Here is a 22,519-nt window from a genome sequence, read left to right on the forward strand (position 1 = left end):
ACATGGATCAGTCAAGTATGAGTCGAGAACAGCTGGAGCAGCGGGCGAGTGTAGTGGAGCTGCTGGTCGATGCAGGATGGCAGCTCAACAACGTTGAGGCATTTGAACACGACCTCTGGCTCAATGCGGAGGTGACCGGAAGAAAACGCGTTCCAACCTGCATCATGGAACTCAATTACAGTGTTGAAGACGCCTACGTGAGTTTTGCAGCCGCTCAGTTCCACGAGGGGCGCGCCGAATACGTCATTTATGTGGATAGCTTCGAAACAGCTGTGGAGGTGATTCAGACCTTGTTGGTCGCCGCCGATCAGATGACGGTCGCTGGTGCAGCGCAACTCTCCCAACAGCTCGCCGCAGCCTATCCAGGCGAGGTCTTCTTTTTTACAGGGTCGGAGAAGATTGAATTGAACGCAACCAACGCACTTGACGTGTTCCACAAATTTAACAGTGAAGTGGCCTGACCCACAGGGTTACGTGTGGCCAGCAGAAGAACGCCCGTGCGTGAGTTGGCAGAGTGGCGAATAGACAACGGGCGGAGTTATCGCCGGATCAGCACGCGGATTTGATGCTGTTTCAGCGGGAGATGTTGAGCCGTCACTGGCAGCCCACAGGAACATTTACTGCTCTGTTCGAGCAAGGGTGGGCGGTGCCCTACCAGGCAGAGTTCAGTCAGAAGCAGCCTAGATGTTCCGCCCTCGTGCGCTATAGCTGCGGCGGTGAAGGTGAACTGGATCTTTTGAACGTGACGCTCCACAGCCATGAGGACAATCAGATGGTGGCTCTCCCATTTGATCGTTTGCGAGCCGACACCCTCAACACCCTCCTGTATTCCCTAGAACTGTTCCCCGACCAAGGTATCCGGGCCACGCTCGAAACCTTGGCAGGGAGTGGCCTCCCCATCATCGTCAACATCTGTGACAACTACTTCCCCTTAGAAGAAGCCAGCCTGAAGCGGTTGTACCCGTAGGGGCGAGAGTGCAGGATACCGTGGCTGTTGGAAGGCAGAAATGGTTCCATCAGCGGAAGTTGACCAAGCCGCATGGGCAGCATTGACACAGCTGTCAATGAATGTTGTGCCGCCTAGCCTCAACTTGACCCCTCTCAAATCAAGATGAATGTGAGATTGTATTTATGACCCACGACGAGGAAGTACTGGCGTATTTTCACGACCACTTTGGCGACGTCACAGACCCCGTAGCTCCAGAGGCCGGCCAGCTCGACGGGTACCCTGCATTCCTGCAGTTGTTTTGGCAACGGTTCGGCTTTGGTGCGCGGGCCGACGGGTTTGTGTGGCTCCTCGATCCTACAGAACATGCTTGGATTACAACTTTGTTTGACTTAGATCAGCGTTTAATTCCCTTCGCCCGAACCTCGTTCGGTGATCTCCACTTCTTGGATCCTGAAGGTGAGGGCTACAGCTTTTCGCCGTCCTATAAGGAACTTCAGCCGATGGCCGTGTCGTTGCACTCCGCCGTGATGTCGGTGAGCGAGCCGGACTACATCAATGACGATCCGTTCTATGAACGCCACCAAGAGTTGTGGGCCGCGGGTCAGAGAATTGACCGCTCCAGTTGTTTTTGCCTGACGCCTGCTCTGCCTTTTGGCGGAGACGAAGTCACTTCAGAGGTGTACACAGGCGACTTCCAAGCTTATCTGACCCTGCTCAGTCAGGCATAGCACACCCGCTTGAAACAGGGCAGGGACAGCAACAGCACACCAACGGTCTCCTGCTAAGGCAGGCAGGCTTTGATCAATGACTCAAAATATGGATGAGCTTTACCCCAACCGTTCAAAGAGCGTCCCCACCCGTTCTCCGCCCTCATCCTCCAGCAGATCAGGAAAGAGAGTGGGCTGCCCACGTCGCCTCCGCTTTAAACGGGCCTCAAGCGACGAGTGGGCCGCCGCAGAACTTAACACCAGGAGATTCTCCGGCGCGTTGTTGTTCTTGTTGCCGTCCCGGTGATGCACCACTTCGGTGGAAAGTAGGGGCCGCCCTAATAGCCGCGCGGCGATCACTCGGTGACTGCGCTTGCGGCGTCCGGTCACTGGATCTTTACACTTCCGGTAGTGCCGTCCCATCTGCGCTACCGGGTAGAGGGTGCGAATGAAAAAACGTTACCCAGGTGCACGCTTGGGTCAGAGACAGTGAACAAGTGCTGCCGAATGACCGCAGATTCCTTATTCTTCACCCACATACGCTCTCCCATGCTGCCCGCCATCGAGAAGATGCAATTCGTCTCGGCCAGAGCACTGCTCTTTCCAGCCAACCGCATCGTGTTAGGGACAGTGCTGCTGAGAAACAGCAGTCATTGCAAATAAACCAGCACGCCGCATTTCGCCTTTGCAGGACAGCTCAGCCCAATTTCCATAGATGCCCGGAGTGAGTTCGGGCGAGGCGTTACGCGCTTCCTCATCCGGCCCTCTACCGTGCCAGCGTCATAGACAATTCAGGCACGCTGCGCCCCCTGTGGATCCACCAGCCCAGGGGCACGTCAAGTTCACAACACGTCCTCCAGCTCAAACACTGCCTCGTCCTTTTGTTCGTCATAGAGGTGGGTGTAGACCTGCAGCGTAAAGCCCACGTCGGCATGGCCGAGGCGCTCACTGACGGTCTTCGGCGGAACGCCGCGCAGGATCATCAAAGAGGCCGCCGTATGGCGCAGGTCATGCAGCCGGATGGTGGGCACTTCGGCTTGCGTGATCAGGGTACGGAAATCACGGTACAGATTGCGTGGATCAATATATGTGCCCGCCTCGCTGGCAAATACCGCGCCTTGGGGTTTCCAGTTCAAACCGGAGTGAGCAGCTTCCGCACGCTGATGATTTTGGTGTTCACGCAGCCGCTCCACGGTGCCCGGCGACAGCCGGATGGTGCGGCGCGATTTTTTGGTTTTGGGGGTGCTCAGTTCGGTCATCACCCGGCTGACCGTGGGTTTGCCCCGGTAGATGCGGCCCTCGGACTCGCGCCGCACCTCAATCAGGCTGTGACGCACCGTAATGCGGCTGGCCTCCCAGTCGATGTCGGCCCACTGGAGGCCCAGCAGTTCACCGCGCCGCATTCCCGTGGTCAGGGCCAGGTGGAACAGCGCCCCAAGACGGTGCGGGTTGGCCACTGTCATAAACTGCCTGGCCTGTACCGGCGTCCACACCCGCATCTCCTGCTCCTCTCTTTTGGGCGCGCGCACCGCTTCGGCCACACTGCGGGGTATCAGCTGCAATTCCACGGCGCTGCGGAGCGCCATTTTCAGCACCCGCAGGGTGTAGCGCAATCCCGCCACCGACTTTTGATCCCGTTTGAGGGCCAACAACAACCCCTGCACGTCGGCGGGTTGCAGACGGTCAAGGCGTTTTTTGCCGAGGTAGGGATTGATCGACAGCCGGGCCGTGTCGCGGTAACTGCGCAGCGTGTTGGGTTTGACCCCCTGCAAGTCCCGCATCTCGGCCCAGCGCATCAGCCAGTCTTGCAGGGTCATGCCTTCCGAAGGAGTGACTAAACCAGTGCTGACTTGGGCTTCCAGCGCCTGTTTTTTCTGTAACACTTCTTGCCGGGTTTTGCCGCTGACCCACCGGCGATCCAGAGCGCCACTGGGCTTGACACCCACGGTGACGGCCCCTTTCCAACCTTTGGACGGCTGGCCTTTCTTGCGCATGCTGATCGTCCCTTCGCCGCGTCCACGTCTGGTCATTCTGGTCTCCTGGGTTGGAAAGTGCAGCGGGCTGTCAGTGATGTGTCCTTCCGTGAGAACACGCGCCAGCCCAGTTCTAAGCGTTGGAAAGGTCAGCCGTTGGGTCTGGACTCAGCCCGCACAGCTTGCTCGAAGTACTCCAGGATCCGCTGCACTTTCTCCATCAGTTCTTGATGGGTGGTCTGAAGTTCATCCAAGCGCTGGAGCAGCTGTTTGGTGGACTCCGGCGGCACGGGATCCGCGTAGGTTCCGATTACCATCTGCACCGCTGTCCGAAATGACCGGGCCTGCCCGCCGTCGAGCAATTCGTGCGCTTGCCGAAGCTGCGCGACAGACAGTGCACTCAGGTGGCGCTCTTTCCGTCGGCCCGTTTCCAGAAAGTACGTGCCAATTCGCTTGGACATCACACTGGGATCAATCTCGACTTCCAGAGCCAACTCAGAGGCAAGCATGTCAACAGATTAAAGACATTGATAATTACTATGGTGTAAAGCCAATGATATTTCATCCGTTTTCACACGTGTTCATTCGTTTGGCTATCTTCTTCCCACTCAACAAAACCCTAAACAAAAGATATCTTCACAGCGACACACCCCCGCTTGCCTTTATCGTGCCCAAATGCATCAAACAGACTTTTGCAGCAAATCGGCTTCTCGGCCTGTGGACGGCGGCCCATGACTGCCGGGCATTGGGCCGCGCGGCGGGCACAACTGCGGGCAGCCTTGGCCATAGACGGGGTGTTGACGACCGCGCAACTCACCCGCCGGGGCTGGCTGAAAGAAGCCGACGCGCTGGCGTTGCCCCGAGTAACGCGCACCTGCCGGGTCAGGGTCACCGACGCCGAGAGCGGACATGACCTGACCTTCGTGGCGTTGAAGCCGGAGCAGCTGCAACAAGCTCCCAGAGAACTGATGCACCTCGCAGGCTTGGGCGAAGCGCGGGCACGCCTGACCCTGGCCGAGGGGGAGGTCTGGCGGCATCTCACGGCCCGAGGCGCGGGGGGGTTGGGACTGGCGCAGCAGTGGCCGGACGCCGAGATCGTGCAGTCGCTGGACGCCTCCCGCCGGTCGGACTGGGCGGTGGAATTTGATGCGGGTTACTCTCGGCGGCGGATCCGGGAGAAGGTCACGGCGGCGGCGGAAGCCGGCTTCACGCGGCTGTACTGGGCGACCAGTATTCACGCCCGAACGGGGTCGGTGCTGCGGGAGATCAACCTCTTGCAGGCCCAGGGCAAGCTGCCACGGGTGGTGCAGGCCGAGACCCGCTACGTCAACTTCTGGTCGGTGCGCGAGCCGTATGAGGGGCGGCCCCGCTGCCACAAGGCGGTAGGCCTCAGCCAAGTCTTTACGGCAACGGCAACACGATGAGATGGACGAGGGTCACGGGCTCGTCCACCGGGCGCAGGCTCGCGCGCTCGATCAATGCCGTTTCCCGGGCTTCGAGTTGCCGCAAGTAGGCCCGCATGTCACCTTCTTCGGGCACGGCTACGATCAACGGGCTGCGCCACCGAATCCTCTGGTGATCGCGGTGCAGGGCCATAAGTTTGCGCAGCCGCGGCAAGCGAATGCCGCCCCCGCTAATTGTGGCGTACAGCCGGGGATAACCGGGACGCTCGGGAATGTAGCCACCGCTCCGGGGAGACGTATCGATAAAGCGGTGGTACTTCCACTCCAAATAGCGCAGGCGATCGGGTGGCACGCGCATGACCGTAGAGGTGATTTGATCCGTGGTATCCCGTCCCTTGCATGCTGCTGTGCCCACCTTGCCCGCCTTCTTGTAGAGGTGCCGGATAACGCTGTAGTTATCACGCTCCAGCACTGCAATAGCGTCCATCAGGTATGCGCGGTCGGCAGCGGTACCCGGGGCGGCCACGTAAGGGACAGGGAAAGGTGGGGGGGTCTCGGCCAAGCCTGTTCGGCCTAGGGGGCCAAGGGTGAGCACCGCCCCGTAAATGGTCTGCAGTTCCGTGACGTAGCCATCTTCGAGAAGGATTCGCCAATTGGGTTTAGGCCCGTGCCGGGCGATCATGCTGCGGGTGGTCACAGCACCGTTCCGGGCCACGTCGATCAGAACCAGCTTGGCAATGCGGTGCGGATCGCTCATGGCTCTACCGTAAGTGACTTCCCTAGAGATGACAAGCGAAATCAATGGTTCACGCTGGTTCTGGAAAACTGTAATACAGTTCCCTTACAACAGATTTTTGAGTTCGTTTCGTTGCCTGCCCCGGACAGAAGAACAACTGAGCCCCATCCTAGGAGCGAGCCAGTATCATTGCGCCTAGAAATGACTTGCCTGCTGGCCCGGTACTTTGGGTTCGCTCCAGTGAACCTGCGCCCCCTCGTTGAGGAGTCGCTTCAGGGTTTCCCGTTGCTCGGGGAGAGCGCCGGCGCTCTCCCTGTGGTGACGGTGGCCTGCAGGGCGTCTGACCCCTGCTGTCGCAGGCGTTGTCTGCAAGTGCGGAGCGTACTCATCAAGACCCCCAGAAACTCAGCAAACTCCTTGGAACTGTGTTGCTGGGCCTCGACTAGCTGGAGGAACTGCAGTTAACGTTCTTCAAGTTGAGTTCGCGTGAGGTGCGCGGGTCGCCAATGGTCGGTCACCCACAAAGTTTATCGTCCCTTATTGCAGCCGAAATTAATAAGTAAAATTAAGCTAATTCTGTCCCCAATTTGTCAAGCCCTTTTGTACATTTGGGTTATTGAGCGTAAAATCACCTGTGAAATTAATAGTAGAATTAGCTGACTTCACTAAATCAATCTGGACTCTGCCTCGAATATCGCTACTCTTAATTCATTCCATAAAATAAGATCGTAATTCGCCAAGGATCTAAGTGAAGACTTCATCTTCTGATCTATACCACCCGTATCAAATCCGTATGGCGCTAAGTGAGATCTTACTGCAGATGAGATTATATGATAGAACCACTTCCCTTTGAAGCTTATAGGGAAGCTTCCACTATCAAAAATATCTAAGCCTTGCTGTATAAACGAATCGACTTGAGTTTCTGGTATACCTTTTAAATATGCATCTGATACAAGTGAATCCCTATAATTTTTCAGAGCTATTGGATCTGTTTTATCATGGAAAGGTACGTTTATCTTGGAAGGCTTGAAGCCAATATTGCTACCTATTCCCAATACGTCATTCGCATAGCACAAAGCTGCCCAATCTCTCCAAATAGCAGCGACCTCCCGTGAGCCTGAATATTTTATTTTACTTTTGACTGTTAAATGATCCGCGGAGGCCGATGCAGCAATCAACTCGACTATGTTAGTGTTCTCGAATAGAGAACTTTCTATATCGTAATTAGGGGTGTATACAACATGCGGGTTAGAAATTTTCGCAGCTTTAGAATCATCTAAATCTTTATCAAGCATAAAGAGACAACAGTACTTGTCCACAGCAATGCGACCCGAAAGCTCGCCTCGTCTTTGAAGCTCTTTGAAAAGATTAATGATAGCATGCTTTCCAGATGTTCCTTTAGAGAGGCCTATAGAGGATTGATCTACATTTTCTATTCTGATAATCGCAAACTGTACTTGCGCTGAGGTTCTGCCCGCTTGGATGAGTTTACTATAGACATAGGGGTCATTGTCCTTACCTTCAACAATGATCAAAATTCCTGCTCCTTGCATGGTAGCAGTAGCAAGGAATGAAGCCGATGTTCTCATGGGGAAATCTGGATCAGTGTTTGGTTGAGTCATATTTTTATAAAATTTGTATTTTTGTTTGACGAAACAATCTCTGGAGAGTGGGTCGCCATTACAATTTGAGCTTCAGGATTGATTGAGGTCATCGCATCAAGCAGTTTATTTTGCCATGAAACATGCATAGAGAGTTCAGGCTCATCAATAATAACTAAACCATTTCCTGCATTTGCGATGTTTATCAAGATAAACAGGACGTGTTTCTCTCCAGATGAGAGTCTATCTAAATATATTCTCTTGTTGCTCTGACTGTAGAAGTGTATGTTGTTGCGGAAATATCTAACCGATATTTCCTCAGAGAGTAGGTCACTCAAGATATTCTGTAATGCGTTTCTGGGCTGGTTAATATTATCGGAAAATTCTTGCAAACCAGATATTTCGTCCACAATACGTTTAAATCCGGGTTCGTCAGCGTATCTCCTTGAGAATTCTTCATACGAAATTTCGAAATCCCTTAATTTAAACTTTGGCCGATCCGACACAAACCGCATCAGTTGCAGATAACCATGTCGTCTCTGATGTTCACTCATATATGAAGGAGGCCCATCACCCACAATGAGATCGACTATAAAACCCTCTTGCTTCTCTTGAATCTGCGAAAGCAATCTATTATTGTAGATAGTCCATAAGTTTTTAATGTTTTTGCCGAATGTTTCGGATTCGTCTCCGGATATAGTTTTTTCAAACTTATGCAATCTGTCTATTCTCAAATAAGTGACATCAAGTGGAAGACTACTTGAACTTGAGTCGAGATTTTTCCAGATGAACAGGTTTTCATCAACCAAGTCATCATGTTCACCTAAGTAATCGAAATCCATCTCAGGAAACTGACTGTAAAAATCTATATCCTCAGCAGCAGAAGAGTAAATGACCTTTCGTGATATACTCTTTGTTAATTCAGTTCTGTATTCTGGTGCGTCAATCCTTACTCTGCACTCTGAGAACTCTACCTCTTTGATATGCTGTGTGTCATTGCTAAATGAACTTGCAACTAAATCTAGAATAGTCGTCTTCCCCTTACCATTTCTACCATAAATTATATTCGTTCCTGCCTCAAATTTTATCCTTGTTGTTCCGCTCCTGCCAAGGAGATTGCTTATAGTCATATTACGTATTTTAGCCATTTCACTTTTCCCCGAATTCATGTAAAACAATTTGTTTCACAGATCTGTTTGGATGACGAGCTATGCATGCAGACCACTATCGATAATTTATACTTATTGCCTATCATCCTCCTGGAATGATTCCCCCATTAGGGGGGGTGATATCCGGGCTCAAGACTATTTCGAGACATGTGTTTTTTTGTGACGCTTTGCTTGTGATGAACCAACTGTAGTGTATGCCGAATAGTTTCGAGTGCGTTCAACAAATTTGGATATTTCTCCATGCCCGCACGAATTTTGAGGGTGGAATCTGCCAGCCGAAAAATCAAAGTCTTGTCATCCTCCCGTGAAGGAGTTGAAGGCACGCCTCCGGATCGGGTGGCAGCGCGTTCGGTATATCCGGCACCCAAAACAACTTCTTCGCAGCTACCTTTCGTCGTGAATTTCAGCCGAGGTCAATAGTGGTAGTCCGTTGAGTTGTCTTGGGGATCCCAGAAACACGTTGTTTTTCGCGGCGTGGTTTGATCGACCTCAGCGATGGACACGGCCTTTGGCTCGTTCATCAGGCTCAGGCAACGGACTACCAATAGTGGGCGTCCGTTGCCTGTTGAACATAAAACTGCTTGTTCGACAGGCTGAGACAATGTACATTGCCCTCATGTGTCAGAGTTGTCAATTTGTCGTTCCAGACGCAGATTTTTGATCTTTGTGTACGTTGTGTATATCTGAACCAGATTTCTGGTAGAGGCGGTAAGGTACACCTGATGCTGTTCTGGGGAGCGCTTCAACCACATACCCTGCCTCATAGAGTGCTGGGGCCAATCGGCGGAGCAGTTCACCTAGGCCCCGGGCTGACCGAGGCCAATCGCGTGGTGTGTGCCCGTCTGGATAGGCCTGCTCGGTCAATTCAAGCAGCAACGCTTGGACTGGCCCTTTCCACTCTCCTTGGTTCATGAGGTGCATCAGGGCAGCTGCCAGCAGATCGTCCTCCAGCAGCTGATAGGAACTCTTGCTCCGCATGGCGGAGTAGGTGGCTAAAAATGTTCCCGCTGGCCAGGGCAAATTGGGCTCTGCCGCCACCATCAGACGGGCGAAATCCGCCATTCGAGGGGGGTCAGGCAGGCTCACGGTAGGCAGGCGTTGCAGCGCACTGTCCAGCACCGTGCACAGTGCGCCCAGCAATGCAGGCTGAACCTCAGTGAATCGATGCCAGAACTCTGCTTCCGAGCGTCTGGCAGATGGAGCTAGGCCCCCGAGTGTGACCACGAGCGCACGATCCATCAGATCGGCACGTTCTACGAGGTCGGGAATGCCATTGATGATCACGGGGCGAATGGCTTCCAAAACAGACTCGCCCCGGTCGGTGTATAGCTCCCGGGAGGTCATCGTCCCACCCGTTGAAAGCACACACAGGGCGTCGCTCATCCAATGCGGAACAGCGGAAAGGTTTTCATAATCAAGGACATACGCATTGACGGCGGCAACGAATAAATCCTGCGCCGACCGGGGCGCGCTTCGCCGGGTGGCCCGCCCCGGATCCACGAGGCGCTTCAACACGCTCGACACGGTGCTTTTGCCCTGCCCATGTGCCCCCCCAATTGCCAGAACTGGATAGGGGCTCATCCCTGACAACCCTGCCAAAAGCCATCCTATGATGAGGAGAAATCCATCATCGTCGACAGTGAGAAATTGTCTGAGATCTGCGAGACTTCCTCCCCAGGTGGGTACCGGTAACATGCCCATACCTAGTGGACGCACAAAACGCACCGGGCACTCACCTGCAGGCATCAGGCGCGGCCTGCCTGCTCCCAGTTCAACGACTTGCCAGTCAGGCCGTCCGAGATCAAGGTAAGAGCGTCCCAAAAAATGCCGCGCCCGCAGGCCCACTGGATGGATTACCCCGTCCCGGCGGGCAAGCGCACCTAACAAGCCAAGGATTTCATTGCTCCCCTGCGAACTGATTACGCTCTGCTCCGCTTCGTAGGCCAAGAGGCTAACGTATTCCCGAGCGCTCTGGGAAGGCAGCGGGTGGTGTTCTAGACGGCCATCATGGGAAAACGACACGTAGGGTTGCCCATGATCATCGCACCACCACTCGCCACCGTCAGCTTGGATCCGCTCCATTAAGCGCACGGACAGAGGCACATTGCCATGGTGGCTTGCCTTCTCGGTGACTGAAGCATTGAATCCGTCTTCAATCCCACGGCGGAGTGTGTCATCGACTTCGTCAGCGGGCAGCTTGATTTTTAAGGCGGCGCGGCGCAATTCCGGCTCTATGTCTTCCCGTCGGAGATGGCCTGACCGAATCAAGCGCCCGGCCTCAAATGCCACCCGGTTGAGCGTCGTGTTTCGTTGGCCGGGCTCAGCGGCAGCAAGCTGACCCACGAGGTCTTTTGGCGCTACGCGACCCGGTTTGAGCTCCTTGAGTTTCACTGACGGATTTCCGAAAGCGGCAATGATCTGCGACAACTCATACCTGTTGTCGGTTTGTTCGGTCATCTGGCAGAGGAACGGTTCATTCTTCCGGTGCCATGAACCAGGAACCCGCATCGTTCGGTTAAGCCCCTGACAGTCATCTGGGCAACTTCCCACGCGCAGAGCAAGACTTTTCTGCAAGCCATTCCACTGTGCAGATGGCAACACTGGGATCGGTTGGGGAAGGATCCAGTACACGTGGAATTTGCCAGGACTCGTCGCCACGATCAGACTGGGTTCTAGTGGCCAGCTTTCGGGCAGGGGTTGACCATCAAAATCAGCGAAAAAAGCCCGGATATGGGTCACATTCTCGTTTTTTCGTCCTAGACCGTCACCCTGATTGATCATCAGAAAAACGCCCGCACCCTGCTCATTCAGAGCCAGCAAACGGCTGGTGTCATGGTGGATGCCGCTCATCCAACGGCGTTTGGGCACACGACCGTCCTTGGTGTTGCGATCATCGATGGTCTGGAAAGTGTGCGGGCCAGAAAAATAGGCCAGAAACTGCTGCATTTCGGCGGGCAGTTCGCTCATCCAACCACCGTTCGCTTGGGGTTAGAAGGAGAAGCGTCAGGTTGGAAGCGGCCAGCGGTACATGGTACGTTGAAGTCCGTTCGCCATGCGTCGCCCTCTTGCCCAGGGCGACGCATGTTAGTTGAGACCCCGAGTTTCGCCTTTCATCAACAGATCAATGGTGGCCGTAGGGAAGAGCAACTTTCGATTACGGTATTTCACAATTTTTACTTTGCCTGACCGAGCGATGGCGTAGAGTGCGTCGCGCCCAAAACAGACGTGCCCATACTTTTCGCGTTGATAGACGATGGCCTCTGGAACAGTCAGCAGTAGCTTTGTCACGGAACCTCCTGAGCGAGTACGGCTCAAACCGTTTCTCCTCGGACGCCACCGTATCAATTCGCTCTGAGCAGAATCATCCTGAAAAGGGTAACATTTGGGTGACATGACCAAGCCATCAGATTCCTGGGCTGAACTGCGGCTCCTTAGATTCCACTGGTTTCGTCCTGCTGCGCTGCTCGACAACGACCATCCAGATACACGCGCCGTACTTGAGGCTCATGCTCAGGAATTAAGGAGGTACGGAGACTGGCCGTGGCGCAACGAACGTTACATCTGCGCCTCAAGGGCGGGTCAATGGATTGCCACCCGCCCGCTCGATGCCCCTCAGTTGTTTGATGCGTTCGCTCAACCCAATGCGTCGGATGAAACCATCGTGAAGCTGTGCCAGACATACGGAATGCTGACTACCCATGGCCTCAATCCCGTAGTGCGATCTTCCCAGTTTCCAAATCCTTACATCAATGACAAGTACGTCATTGATTCAGCTTCGAGTTGGCGCTTGTCTATGACAACCCTATCCATCGCGGTTAAGCTCCACGAATACGCCAACCATCAGATCACTTCTCTCGAGTTGAAGAATTTTTTGGCGGAGTATGCCGATGGGGCAATCCGCGAATACATCTTCAACACTCTTCAAATCACCGCGCTGAGAGAGTTTAGTATTCAGGAAGCACAAACACTCACCTATCATTTGATTGACCGGGAACATACGATCAACGTTCACATCAAAGCTGAACTCAACGAAGAATCAGGTCAATTGGGGTGGTCGATCGTACCTCAAGACTTAGAGTCTGCTATTTGGACACTCTTTATTCAGTCGGTGACTGGGCAGGGCAAAATTAAACGCTGTGAGCACTGCGCAAAAATTTACACCCATGCGTTGCACAAAGACCGTATGTACTGTAGCGGGGCTTGCAAGCAGCGGGCCAGCCGTGAGCGTCGCCGTCAGCAAGCTTAAACACTGCCACATCAGTGCCACGAATCGGGCCGTCTGGCACCGGAAACTGGCGTTTGAGCTAAGGATAGGCCCGGAAGAAAACGCGTGCACGAGGCTGTTAACGCATCAAGCCGTCTGGGGACGTTTTGGTTCAGGGCAGCTCTTAATCAGCGGGTTGTAGGTTCGATTCCTACACGATCCACCACTAAGCCCCCGTCATAGCGTTGATGGGGGCCTCTTTCTGGTCAGATGAGCCCTAGAGCTTCGTCAGGATGGGCAGAACGCAGCGGTACATACCGCCGAACCTCATCGGGCGTGACACCGCACGCCACTTCTAGGGCCGACACGGTGCGCTCCAGTTCGGCAAACAGGGCTTGTAGACGGGGCCGCCCCGCCGCCCCCGGAGCCTGCTTGTAGGCATCGGCCAGCAGGCGGTAATACTGCAAGGTTCCTTCGCGGCCCTGACTGAAACGGCCAAAATAGGCTTCCCGCGCTTCCGGCGTCGTGCCTTCGGTCAGCACGTCGGTCAGGATGCTGCGGGCGTTGTGTAATTTGTCGGAGGCACTGACCAGCAGCGAACTGGCTCCCTCACGATTCAACTTGCCCAGATAGGTCAGCTTGCGCTTAGGCCAAGGTGCTTTTCCTCCGTCCACCAGCGGCGTTTCTTCAGTGGCTCCGCGCACTAACGCCGCCACTTCGTCACCAAATTTGGCCTGAATTTGGGCTTCCAACTCCCCGCGAACCTGCTCCCGCTCATTCTTATCCGCCGTCAGATTCTCCGGCCCATCTTCCAGCGCGTCGTGTAACAGCGCGGCTATGGCTTCGGCTTCCGTCGCGCCAAATTCCAGCGCCACCGACGCCACACCCAGCAAATGCGACAGGTACGGCGTCTGTGTGCCTTTGCGGTACTGGCCCAGATGCCATTTATGCGCCAGTTGCAGGGCCTCGGTAAAGTTTTCTGTCAGAGGAAAAGTCACGGCTTTACCCTACGCAATCTTGCTGGGGACAGGGTGCAGATTTGCCCCGGCCCGCTATGCTCCCTATACCGATGACCGATTCCCTACCCGGCGCTACCGCAGGCGCACACCGCACCGCCGTTTGGGACGCACTGGAGCGGGCGCGGCTGTGTGGCTATCCGCTGCCGCCGCACGGCCACCATCCCCACTTTACCGGGGCGCGGGAGGCTGCCAAGCACCTGCTGAAGCACCCGGCGGTTGCGCCGCTGCACACGCTGATCGTGGGGCCAGACCGGGTGCTGATGCCGCTGCGAAAGCTGGCGCTTCAATCGGGCCTCACGGTGTACGTGCCGAACCTGAAAAAAGACGGCTGGTACTGGAAACTGACCGATCCAGCAGGTGCGAACCTGTCTAAAATGGCGGCGCACGGCGAGCCGAAACTCAGGCCGGATGGCGCACAGGCGGCGGTGCTGGCGTGTGTGGCCGCAGACCGCAGGGGCGGCAGAGTGGGCAAAGGCTTCGGCTGGGGCGCACGCGGGCTGCATCTGGACTTGCCAGAGTTTACGCTGGCGCACGGGCTGATGCTGCGTGAGCAGTTGCCCTGCCCCGCCGATTCGGGTGTGTCGCTCATCGGTACGCCGGGTGGGGTCATAGAGATTGGCGTTCTAAACAGCGCGTAATCTTCCGCCCTTGGCATTCACCGTCTACACTGACAGGCATGACTTCCAAACCCACTCCTGCCCTTCCCATCGTTCCTGTCGTGGTCACGGTGGCCGCTGTGGGTGTGGCCGCGCTGATTGCCCGCAGCCGCAGCAAAGACGGCGAGGGCGTGGGGCAGCAGGTGAAGGGCTTGGTGGCCGCCCAACTGATAGAACGGCCCGCTCGCAACGCCAGTTATGCCGCGCTGGGGCAAGGGCTGGAGCGCGGCGGCATGATGCTGACTGGACGGGCAAGCCGCGCCGCCGATATGGCAGGCAACCGGGATGTGTTGGCGCACATCATCGGCATAGAACGCTGGGGCCAGAACCGCCTGCGTGTGGCGCTGGGCCAGCGTCCCTACGAGCGCGACGACTACGGCCCCTACCGCCCGCCCAGTGAGGCCAGCCTCAGCGAACTGCAAGACCTGTTGTCTCAGACCCGCGCCCGCAGCGTGGAATTGGCCCGCGAACTCCATGCGGCGGCCCCCGACGACGACCTGAAAATAGAGCACAACGATTTTGGCCCCCTGACGGCCAAAGGTTGGCTGCAATACCTGACCCAGCACGCCGATATAGAAAGCCGAAAACTGAAAGCGGGCCGCGCCAGCTAAGACAGAGCCAAGAGCGAATGCGGGGGGAGAGAGGGGGAGTCAACTCTCTCCCCTCACCCCCCCGACTGGGGGAAAGCTGTAAGACGCCCGCCGCTAGTGTGCAGGGCATGAGTGTGCTGAAGGAACTGCTGGCCGTGATGGTTCGTGAGGGAGCCAGCGATATTCACTTGCGGGCCGGAAGTGCGCCTGCTGGCCGCATCAACGGCGAAATCCGGCGTTTTGGTGAAAGCCGCCTGACGCCCGAACACGTGGAGGGATTCGCCACCGAAATGATGCCGCGTCCCGGCATGTGGGAAGACTTTCAGACCCGCCGCGACGCCGATTTTGCTTACGGTGTGCCCGGCGTGGCCCGCTTCCGCGTCAATGCCTACCACCAGCGCGGCTCGGTGGGCCTGATCATGCGCGTGATCGAGAACAAACCCATTCCCAGCTTTGCCGAATTGGGCCTGCCCGCCGCCACCTTTGAGGGCTTGGCAGGTCACGAGCGCGGCTTGGTGCTGGTCACGGGGCCGACTGGGAGCGGCAAAACCACCACGCTGGCCAGCATCATTGACTACATCAACGCCACCCAGCCCGTGAACATCGTGACGCTGGAAGACCCCATCGAGATCATGCACAGCGATAAATTGGGCCTGATTTCTCAGCGCGAACTGGGCAGCGACACCCTCAGCTTTGCCGCCGGACTGCGGGCCAGCATGCGCCAAGACCCCGACGTGATCCTGATCGGAGAGATGCGAGACAAAGAGACGGTCGAAGCGGCGCTGAGTGCGGCCCAGACCGGGCATTTGGTGTTTTCCACGTTGCACACCCAAGACGCCGTGCGAACCGTGAACCGCATCATCGACTTTTTTGCCCCGCACGAGCGCGAGCAGATCCGGTTGGGTCTGTCGGAGACGATTGTGGGTGTGGTCAGCCAACGTCTGTTGCCCAAGCTGGGCGGCGGACGCGTGCTGGGCATGGAAATCATGCTGGGCACGCCCACCGTGCGCGAGTGCATCAAAGACCCCAACCGCACCGAAGAAATTAAGCAGGCGCTCTTAGAAGGCGGCATGCGCGGAATGCACACCTTCGATCAACATTTGGCCGAACTGGTCTCCAGCGGCCTGATGAGCGAAGAAGACGCCATGCACACGGCGACGAGTCCACACGAGTTGAAATTGCTGCTGATGACGCGTCAGTTCGCTTGATGGAGAGCCGGAGTATCTAAGCTGTTACGCTGCCGCATGACCAGTGACTCAATCTACTCTGCCCTGATTTTGATAGAAGGCCCGATTGAACGCGGGCAGCCACCCCAACAAGAGCAGGATTTCAACAGTTGGGATGAACTGCCAGATGCGGAAAGAACCATTGAAAGAGCTGAAAATATAGACTCAGACGTGGATTAGAGCTAAATCAGCCCTGACAGAATCCTGTATGCTTCTTGCCTGAGCCAGAGCGTATCTGTTGCAGCATCTCGTTTGAGCCAGCCGTATTCAGGGTCAATACTCTCGCTGTGAAGTTCTAGAGCGTAAATGGCATCACTAAGATTGTCGGGCAGAAAAACATAGGGCCGTTCAAACTTAGTCTGGCTCAATTGACAGAGCCGATAAATCAACTCATGAGGGTTGTCACCCGCATCAAGCCGCGCCAACATCCGCCCCACCAACAACTTTGCCGCCTCCTCTGGCCGTCCAGCCCGCGATAGATCACGGAGCGCCTGAGACATATCAGCGTCGCGGGCGCGGGCATACAGGCTGATTTCGGTGAGTTCATTCGGCCACTGCTCAAGCTGCATGATCCAGCCATCGGCCCAAGCGATAATTTCCGGCCATGACGCCAAGCCTACCCAGTGCATCCAGCCCCACGTTAAGGCTTCATCGGCCACCTGCTGATTGACGGCCCTCAAGCCTGCATGCCCCGCCCGCCACCTTGCTTGTTCATCCACGCGGGCGGCTTGGGCGCGAACCGTCCCAAGATGGTTTGCTGATCGTAGGCCAAGTACGCATCGGCCCAAGGGAAAGTCTGATTCAGCACCTTAATGGCCTGTGGGCTGCCCATCGCGTGATCTAACTGATAGACCACGAACTGTTCGGGCGTCTCCAGGCGCAAGTAAGTCGGCATATTGCCCGCGTGTTCGTCCAGTACGCTCTGAAACTCACCCACCGCGTCGGGGCTGGCCGTTTCTAGGTCTATGGTCACGTACATGACTTTGGGCACCTCGCCCAGTTGCTCCACGCTCACCACTTCTTCGGCAATGGCCCGCAGGCCGCCGTCTTCCGACTCCAGTTCCACGATCACCAGCGCGGGCATATCGTTCACCAGTTTGTCCTGAATGCGGTCATAGGCGCGGGAAAAGGCCACCAGTTCGGTCTGCCCGGACTCGTCGGCCAAGATGAAGCGGGCCATCATGCCGCCCGATTTGGTAGGCTTTTTCACCACGCTTTCGATCATGCCTGCCAACACCGCTTTAATGCGCTTGCCGGGGGCCACATTTTGGGTGGTAAACCAAGTATCGAGATCGCTGATGCGGCAACTGGCGGCCTCGCGCAGACCCTCATGCTGCTCCAGCGGGTGGCCGGAAATGTACAGGCCTAACGCTTCTTTCTCGATGGACAGGCGCTGAAGGTCGGTGTATGCGTCTACTCCGGTTCTGAGGGGCCGCTCTTTTTTCACTTCTTCGGTGCCGAACATCATGCTCATACCGCTTTGGGCGCGGGCGTTGATTTCTGCCGTGCCAGCCGCATCTTCCATCGCGTCTTCAAGGCTCTCCATCAGTTGCCGCCGCTCGCCAAACAGGTCGAAGGCCCCCGATTTGATCAGGCTTTCCAGCGCCTTGCGGTTGCAGACCTTGTTGCCGAGGCGTGAGCAGAAATCGGCCAGAGACTTGAACGTTCCGGCCCGCTCGCGCTCCTCCAGAATCCTCAACACCGCCGCTTCGCCTAGGCCCTTGATGGCGTACATGCCGAAGTAAATTTCCTCGCCCGCCACCGCAAAATCGGCGTTAGACCTATTGATGTCTGGTGGCAACACCTTCACATCCATCTTGCGGGCGTCAGAGACGTACTCGGCTACCTTGTCGGAATCGCGCCGCTCTACCGTGAGCAGGGCCGCCATAAACTCTACGGGGTAGTTGGCTTTCAACCACGCGGTTTGATAGGAGATGACGCCGTAAGCCGCCGAATGGGACTTGTTGAAGCCGTAGTTCGCGAACGCATCCAGCAAGTCGAAGAGTTTATTGCCTTCTTCCTTTGGTACTTTATTAATCTCTGCGCCGTCTACAAAAATCTGCCGCTGCCTCGCCATTTCTGCCGTGTCTTTCTTGCCCATCGCCCGGCGCAGCAAGTCGGCCCCGCCCAAGCTGAATCCAGCGACTTCCGAGGCGATCTGCATAATTTGTTCTTGATACACCGGGATGCCGTAAGTTTCCGACAGAATCTTTTCAAGCCACTGGGCGCTGTTGGGAAAACCGTCGCGCACGTAGTCCACTTGCTCTAGACCGTGATGACGGCGCACATAGGTCGGAATGTTTTCCATCGGGCCGGGGCGGTAAAGAGCGCTCAGGGCGATAATGTCGGCCAAACGCCGGGGCTTCAGGCGGCGGGAAGCGTCGGCAATCCCCGCGCCTTCCAATTGGAATACCCCTTTGGTGTCGCCCCGGCTCAGCAACTCAAAGGTCTTTTCATCGTCAAAGGGGATCGCGTCGAAGTCGATTTCGATCTTCTGGGATTCCCGCATGATGCGCTTGGCTTCATCCAAAAAGGACAGGGTTCGCAGGCCCAGAAAATCCATTTTGATCAGGCCGATGTCTTCCACGGCCTTCATGTCGTACTGACAGACCATGCCCACGCCCGACGTGTCGCGCATGACGGGCACGAGGTCGGTCAGTTTGTCGCGCCCGATGACCACACCCGCCGCGTGAACTGAAGCGTGACGGGTCAGGCCTTCCAGCTTTTGCGCGAACTCGTAGGCTTCCAGCAGTTGCGCGTCGTCGGCCAGCAGTTGCTGAATGTCGGGCACCGATTCGCGGGCCTGCTCTAGGCTGTAGCTTTTGCCGAATTTGATCGGAATCAGCTTACTCACTTTATCGACTTTGGCGTATTCCAGCCCCATCACGCGGGCCACGTCTTTCAGGCAGGCCTTACTCGCCATCGTCCCAAAGGTGGAAATCAGCGCCACCTTGTCCTCGCCGTACTTGTCCTGCACGTACTGAATGACCTCGGCGCGGCGGGCATCGTTGAAGTCGATATCGAGGTCGGGCATCGAGATTCGGTCAGGATTCAGGAACCGTTCGAACAGCAAGTCGAATTCGAGGGGATCGAGGTTGGTGATCCGCATGGCGTAGCACACCAGCGAGCCTGCGCCCGAACCGCGCCCCGGCCCCACGCTGATGTCCTGATCTTTGGCCCAGTTGATGTAATCGGCCACGATCAGGAGGTAATCGGGGAACCCCATGTTGTTGATGACGCTCAGTTCGTACTCGGCGCGGCGCAGGATGGTCAGCGCGTGCAGGTGGTGGGCGCGGGTGGTTTCGGAGTCGTCGGCGGTGGGGTCGAGTTCAATAGAGGTGTCGGAGTCGCGTTTTTGGGCCTTGCGGCAATCCTCGTGCGCGTAAGGGGGCAGCGTGCCTGCTTCGGCTTCCGCCTCCATCTTCACCAATGCCGGGTACGGCGTGTATTTCTCGCCTGCCGCCTTACCGCGTGCCTCCCACTCGCTGCCCAAGAAGGCGATCAGCGTCAGCAGGGTCTCTAAGTCACAGGTGGTGGCGTCGCAGCCGTCCACACGGGCCAGAACACGGGCGGCATCATCCGTACCCAGTTCGGCCAAAGACCGCACGGCGTAGTCTCTAAGCAGACTTTCGGTGGCGTGCGCCGGGTAGCGCTTGACGGTGCCCCGGTAGGTCTGCACTCGCAGTTCCTCGGACATGGTGCGGCCCTGCGGAATGGGCAGCGCGGGCATCTGGTACACGCGCTTGTTGCCCACCGGAAGTTGCACGTCGCATAGGGCGGCAATCCGGGCGGTGTTGTCGAAGGGTTCCTCGCCCCACTCGGCCACCGGAAGGGCCACTTGCATTTCGTCCAGAGTCTTGACGTAAAAGTCGTCGCACTGGAAGCGGAAGCGGTTCTCATCGGCCAGCATGGCTTTGGTCTGAATTGCCAGCAGCGTATCGTGGGCCGAGGCGTCCTCTTTTTTCACGTAATGGCCGTCATTGGTGGCGACCATGCCGATGCCGAGTTCCTGCGCCCACGCCTTCAGAATCGGGTTGATGCGGGCCTGATGGTCTATACCGTGGTTCTGAATCTCGATGTAATAGTTTTCGCCAAATAGGTCGCGGTACCACAGCATCCGTTCCCGCGCCTCGGCCTCGCGCCCGTGCATCAGCAGTTGCTGTACCTCGGAACCTAGGCAGCCGGAAAAGGCGATGACGCCCTTGGAGTGCTCCTGCAACAGTTCGTGGTCGATGCGGGGCTTGTAGTAATACCCCTCGGTGTAGCCGCGAGAGCTGAGGCGGCAGAGGTTCTGATAGCCCTCGAAGGTGCGGGCCAGCAGCGTCAGGTGAAAGATTCCCTTTTCGCCGCTGACACCGGGTTTTTTGTCACGGCGCGTGCCGAAGCCGGGGACGACGTAGGCTTCGTAGCCCAGAATCGGCTTCACGCCCATGCCCACCGCGTAGTTGTAAAAATGCACCGCGCCGTGCATGTTGCCGTGATCGGTCATGGCACAGGCGGGGTCGTTGGGCGTGATTTCCTTGACCCACTTCAGCAGGTCTTTCAGCTTGGCGGCCCCGTCCAGCAGGCTGTATTGCGTGTGCTGGTGCAGGTGCGCGAAGCGGGGAATCTTGGGAGCGTCGGGGGTGCAGCAGGAGCCGTCCGGCAGATGAATGTGAAACGGGGGGGCCAGATCGGGCGCGGTCATGCGGCGAGTCTAGGCGCAAGGCGGGCGCGGTTTCAGTGGCGTGGGAACTTGACGAACGCTCAGGCCAGTTCAATTGCGGTGAGGCGAAGCCGAACCTGACCAACGCGAACAGCACATAAGACCAGGTTCAGGAGATGGACGAACATTCGGCGCTGTTCCGAATTTTCGGGAGTCGGATGAATTCGGTTCACATCCCGCCCCAGCCCCGGCCTGCTTATGCTGAAGCCATGCCCGCCACCCACCGCGTGCGAGAAAAACCCTGTGCCCAGTGCGGTCAACCGTCGCCCGTGATGTACCGAGTGATTCGGAAAGAGGAAGAAGGCTGGGTGTTCCTGTGCCCTCCCTGCCGCCGAAAAGCCGAAGAAGACAATCCGGAATATAGATACGGTGGCACTTGGAAGGCGGAGAAGGGGCGCTGAAATTTGCACCTTTCCCGCCTCTACAGATTCCAGCCCCCCGCTACTTCCAACTCTTGCCCGGTCACGTAGTCGCTGGCCCGCACGAAGTACAGCGCGGCGTCTACCAGTTCGGCCACCGTGCCCGGACGCCCCGCCGGAATCTCGCGCAGGGGTTGGCTGATGCTGGTTTCGATCACCCCCGGCGACACCACATTGACGCTAACGCCGCTGCCTGCCAACACCACTGCCAAGGCTCGCGAGAGGTGCAGCACGCCCGCTTTGGCGATCACGTAGGGCACGATGCCGGGCCGGGCCACCATGTTGCTGGCCCCGGCATAGCCCAGATTGACGATCCGGCCATACCCCGATTCACGCAGAAGCGGCGCGGCGGCCTGACAGGTGGCAAACGTGGCGTTCAGGTTGCTGCCCAACATGTCGGCCCATTCCGCATCGGAGGTGTCCAGCAAGGGCTTATGCACGTAGTTGCCCACGTTGTTGACCAGTACGGCCAGCGGCGAACCAGGCAGCGCGTTGTGCGCCCGCTGCACCAGCTCCCGCGCCTGTTGGGGCTGGGTCAAGTCGGCCTGAAGAATGACGGCCTGCACGCCTTCCAGTTGGCACAGCCGCGCCGTTTCCTGTGCATCGGCTTGGCTGCCCCGGTAATGCACGGCCACGTTAAAGCCCTCGGCGGCCAGCGCCAAAGCCAGCGCCCGCCCAATGCCGCGTGCCGCACCCGTAACCAGCGCCGTGCCTATGGAACGAACTTCGCTCATGCCTCACCCTGAGCCAGCGCCAGATCAACCAACGTGCGCGTAAACGAATTCAGCGGGTAGGTGTGGGCCTCGCCCAGTTCCACCCATGCCCACGCCTCTATTTCTTCGTTAGGCGCAATCTCAAACGTGTCGGCCCGCGCAAAAAAGTCGATCAGCAGCATGTGCGAGGGCTTGTGAAACTCCGTAGGCAACACGGCTTCCTGCGTTTGTGCGTAGCGAACGTCGCGCAAGACCAGACCCGTTTCTTCCACAAACTCGCGCTTGGTGGCCGTTTCCAGCGTTTCGCCCCACTCCACTTTGCCCCCCGGCACGCCCCAAGAGCCGCGCCATTTGGTCGTTCTCACCAGCAACACCCGGCCATCTGGCCCCCACACCAACACACCCACGCATACCAGCGGCCTGTCCATGCTGCTTAGGGTATCCGCATC

The 22,519-nt window shown here is 56.9% G+C and carries 23 protein-coding genes; 10 read left to right on the top strand and 13 right to left on the bottom strand.

Translation table 11 applies throughout. The features are described 5' to 3' along the window. Window positions 1-2 precede the first annotated feature (2 nt). From SU48_RS01655 to SU48_RS01665, 3 genes are all read left to right on the top strand, one after another. Window positions 3-461: a hypothetical protein gene (locus SU48_RS01655; RefSeq protein ID WP_064013725.1), complete on the top strand. Its 459-nt coding sequence runs from the start codon at window positions 3-5 to the stop codon at window positions 459-461. Between the two features lie 53 nt (window positions 462-514). Then, complete coding sequence (locus SU48_RS14255; protein WP_197474668.1) at window positions 515-967, top strand: hypothetical protein; 453 nt, start codon at window positions 515-517, stop codon at window positions 965-967. Between the two features lie 164 nt (window positions 968-1,131). Beyond that, entirely contained in the window at window positions 1,132-1,677 is a 546-nt protein-coding gene (locus tag SU48_RS01665; RefSeq protein ID WP_064013727.1) for a GAD-like domain-containing protein, read from the top strand. A gap of 99 nt (window positions 1,678-1,776) precedes the next feature. On the opposite strand, the gene SU48_RS13840 is transcribed toward SU48_RS01665, so the two are convergent. The 3 genes from SU48_RS13840 to SU48_RS01675 all read right to left on the bottom strand — a co-directional run bounded on the left by SU48_RS13840 (window position 1,777) and on the right by SU48_RS01675 (window position 4,138). Further along, entirely contained in the window at window positions 1,777-2,079 is a 303-nt protein-coding gene (locus tag SU48_RS13840) for an HNH endonuclease (protein ID WP_082869601.1), read from the bottom strand. A 419-nt stretch (window positions 2,080-2,498) separates the two neighbouring features. Beyond that, window positions 2,499-3,686 carry a site-specific integrase gene (locus SU48_RS01670; protein WP_082869602.1) on the bottom strand — a complete coding sequence of 396 codons (1,188 nt, stop codon included), beginning with the start codon at window positions 3,684-3,686 and terminating at the stop codon, window positions 2,499-2,501. Window positions 3,687-3,778: 92 nt separating this feature from the next. Next, window positions 3,779-4,138 (bottom strand): hypothetical protein, encoded by a 360-nt coding sequence (locus SU48_RS01675; protein ID WP_064013729.1) that lies wholly within the window; start codon window positions 4,136-4,138, stop codon window positions 3,779-3,781. Window positions 4,139-4,285: 147 nt separating this feature from the next. Between SU48_RS01675 and SU48_RS01680 the strand changes: the two genes are divergently transcribed. Continuing rightward, window positions 4,286-5,053, top strand: coding sequence for a hypothetical protein (locus tag SU48_RS01680; RefSeq protein WP_157451045.1), 768 nt, complete (start codon window positions 4,286-4,288; stop codon window positions 5,051-5,053). On the opposite strand, the gene SU48_RS01685 is transcribed toward SU48_RS01680, so the two are convergent. The 5 genes from SU48_RS01685 to SU48_RS14045 all read right to left on the bottom strand — a co-directional run bounded on the left by SU48_RS01685 (window position 5,031) and on the right by SU48_RS14045 (window position 11,826). Continuing rightward, window positions 5,031-5,789 carry a hypothetical protein gene (locus SU48_RS01685; RefSeq protein ID WP_064013731.1) on the bottom strand — a complete coding sequence of 253 codons (759 nt, stop codon included), beginning with the start codon at window positions 5,787-5,789 and terminating at the stop codon, window positions 5,031-5,033. The two genes, SU48_RS01680 and SU48_RS01685, sit on opposite strands and share 23 nt — an antisense overlap. Before the next feature lie 644 nt (window positions 5,790-6,433). Beyond that, entirely contained in the window at window positions 6,434-7,390 is a 957-nt protein-coding gene (locus SU48_RS13845) for a DUF4435 domain-containing protein (protein ID WP_082869603.1), read from the bottom strand. Beyond that, on the bottom strand, window positions 7,387-8,499 hold the full coding sequence (locus SU48_RS13850) for an AAA family ATPase (RefSeq protein ID WP_197474669.1): 1,113 nt from the start codon (window positions 8,497-8,499) through the stop codon (window positions 7,387-7,389). The genes SU48_RS13845 and SU48_RS13850 overlap by 4 nt, the downstream gene beginning before the upstream one ends. A gap of 669 nt (window positions 8,500-9,168) precedes the next feature. Continuing rightward, the gene (locus tag SU48_RS01690; RefSeq protein WP_064013732.1) at window positions 9,169-11,505 is read right to left on the bottom strand and encodes a DNA-primase RepB domain-containing protein; all 2,337 of its coding nucleotides are present in this window, start codon (window positions 11,503-11,505) and stop codon (window positions 9,169-9,171) included. A gap of 117 nt (window positions 11,506-11,622) precedes the next feature. Further along, on the bottom strand, window positions 11,623-11,826 hold the full coding sequence (locus SU48_RS14045; protein ID WP_157451046.1) for a hypothetical protein: 204 nt from the start codon (window positions 11,824-11,826) through the stop codon (window positions 11,623-11,625). A 103-nt stretch (window positions 11,827-11,929) separates the two neighbouring features. Here SU48_RS14045 and SU48_RS01695 point away from each other — a divergent pair, with 103 nt between their 5' ends. Further along, complete coding sequence (locus SU48_RS01695; RefSeq protein ID WP_064013733.1) at window positions 11,930-12,784, top strand: hypothetical protein; 855 nt, start codon at window positions 11,930-11,932, stop codon at window positions 12,782-12,784. Window positions 12,785-13,008: 224 nt separating this feature from the next. On the opposite strand, the gene SU48_RS01700 is transcribed toward SU48_RS01695, so the two are convergent. Further along, window positions 13,009-13,740, bottom strand: a complete 732-nt coding sequence (locus tag SU48_RS01700; RefSeq protein ID WP_064013734.1) for an HD domain-containing protein — start codon at window positions 13,738-13,740, stop codon at window positions 13,009-13,011. Between the two features lie 71 nt (window positions 13,741-13,811). On the opposite strand from SU48_RS01700, the gene SU48_RS01705 reads away from it, so the two are divergent. From SU48_RS01705 to SU48_RS14050, 4 genes are all read left to right on the top strand, one after another. Then, a complete protein-coding gene (locus SU48_RS01705; protein WP_064013735.1) occupies window positions 13,812-14,399 on the top strand; it encodes a 5-formyltetrahydrofolate cyclo-ligase in 588 nt (195 codons plus the stop codon). 38 nt (window positions 14,400-14,437) lie between these two features. Next, window positions 14,438-15,028 carry a DinB family protein gene (locus SU48_RS01710; RefSeq protein WP_064013736.1) on the top strand — a complete coding sequence of 197 codons (591 nt, stop codon included), beginning with the start codon at window positions 14,438-14,440 and terminating at the stop codon, window positions 15,026-15,028. Window positions 15,029-15,135: 107 nt separating this feature from the next. After that, a complete protein-coding gene (locus SU48_RS01715) occupies window positions 15,136-16,215 on the top strand; it encodes a type IV pilus twitching motility protein PilT (RefSeq protein WP_064013737.1) in 1,080 nt (359 codons plus the stop codon). 36 nt (window positions 16,216-16,251) lie between these two features. Continuing rightward, window positions 16,252-16,413 carry a hypothetical protein gene (locus tag SU48_RS14050; protein ID WP_157451047.1) on the top strand — a complete coding sequence of 54 codons (162 nt, stop codon included), beginning with the start codon at window positions 16,252-16,254 and terminating at the stop codon, window positions 16,411-16,413. Window positions 16,414-16,415: 2 nt separating this feature from the next. Here SU48_RS14050 and SU48_RS01720 read toward each other — a convergent pair whose 3' ends face one another. Both SU48_RS01720 and dnaE read right to left on the bottom strand, forming a co-directional pair. Then, entirely contained in the window at window positions 16,416-16,913 is a 498-nt protein-coding gene (locus SU48_RS01720) for a hypothetical protein (protein ID WP_157451048.1), read from the bottom strand. Beyond that, complete coding sequence (dnaE, locus tag SU48_RS01725; RefSeq protein WP_064013739.1) at window positions 16,910-20,920, bottom strand: DNA polymerase III subunit alpha; 4,011 nt, start codon at window positions 20,918-20,920, stop codon at window positions 16,910-16,912. The genes SU48_RS01720 and dnaE overlap by 4 nt, the downstream gene beginning before the upstream one ends. A 227-nt stretch (window positions 20,921-21,147) precedes the next feature. Between dnaE and SU48_RS13855 the strand changes: the two genes are divergently transcribed. After that, entirely contained in the window at window positions 21,148-21,339 is a 192-nt protein-coding gene (locus SU48_RS13855; RefSeq protein WP_082869606.1) for a hypothetical protein, read from the top strand. Window positions 21,340-21,359: 20 nt separating this feature from the next. Here the strand turns inward: SU48_RS13855 and tmpR are convergent, their stop codons facing one another. Together tmpR and SU48_RS01735 are read right to left on the bottom strand one after the other, a co-directional pair. Beyond that, window positions 21,360-22,091: a bifunctional dihydropteridine reductase/dihydrofolate reductase TmpR gene (gene tmpR / locus SU48_RS01730; RefSeq protein WP_064013740.1), complete on the bottom strand. Its 732-nt coding sequence runs from the start codon at window positions 22,089-22,091 to the stop codon at window positions 21,360-21,362. After that, window positions 22,088-22,498, bottom strand: coding sequence for an NUDIX domain-containing protein (locus SU48_RS01735; protein WP_064013741.1), 411 nt, complete (start codon window positions 22,496-22,498; stop codon window positions 22,088-22,090). Before SU48_RS01735 ends, tmpR begins: the two co-directional genes overlap by 4 nt. Between the last annotated feature and the right edge of the window lie 21 nt (window positions 22,499-22,519).

It is taken from the genome of Deinococcus puniceus (genome assembly GCF_001644565.1).
GTDB lineage: Bacteria > Deinococcota > Deinococci > Deinococcales > Deinococcaceae > Deinococcus > Deinococcus puniceus.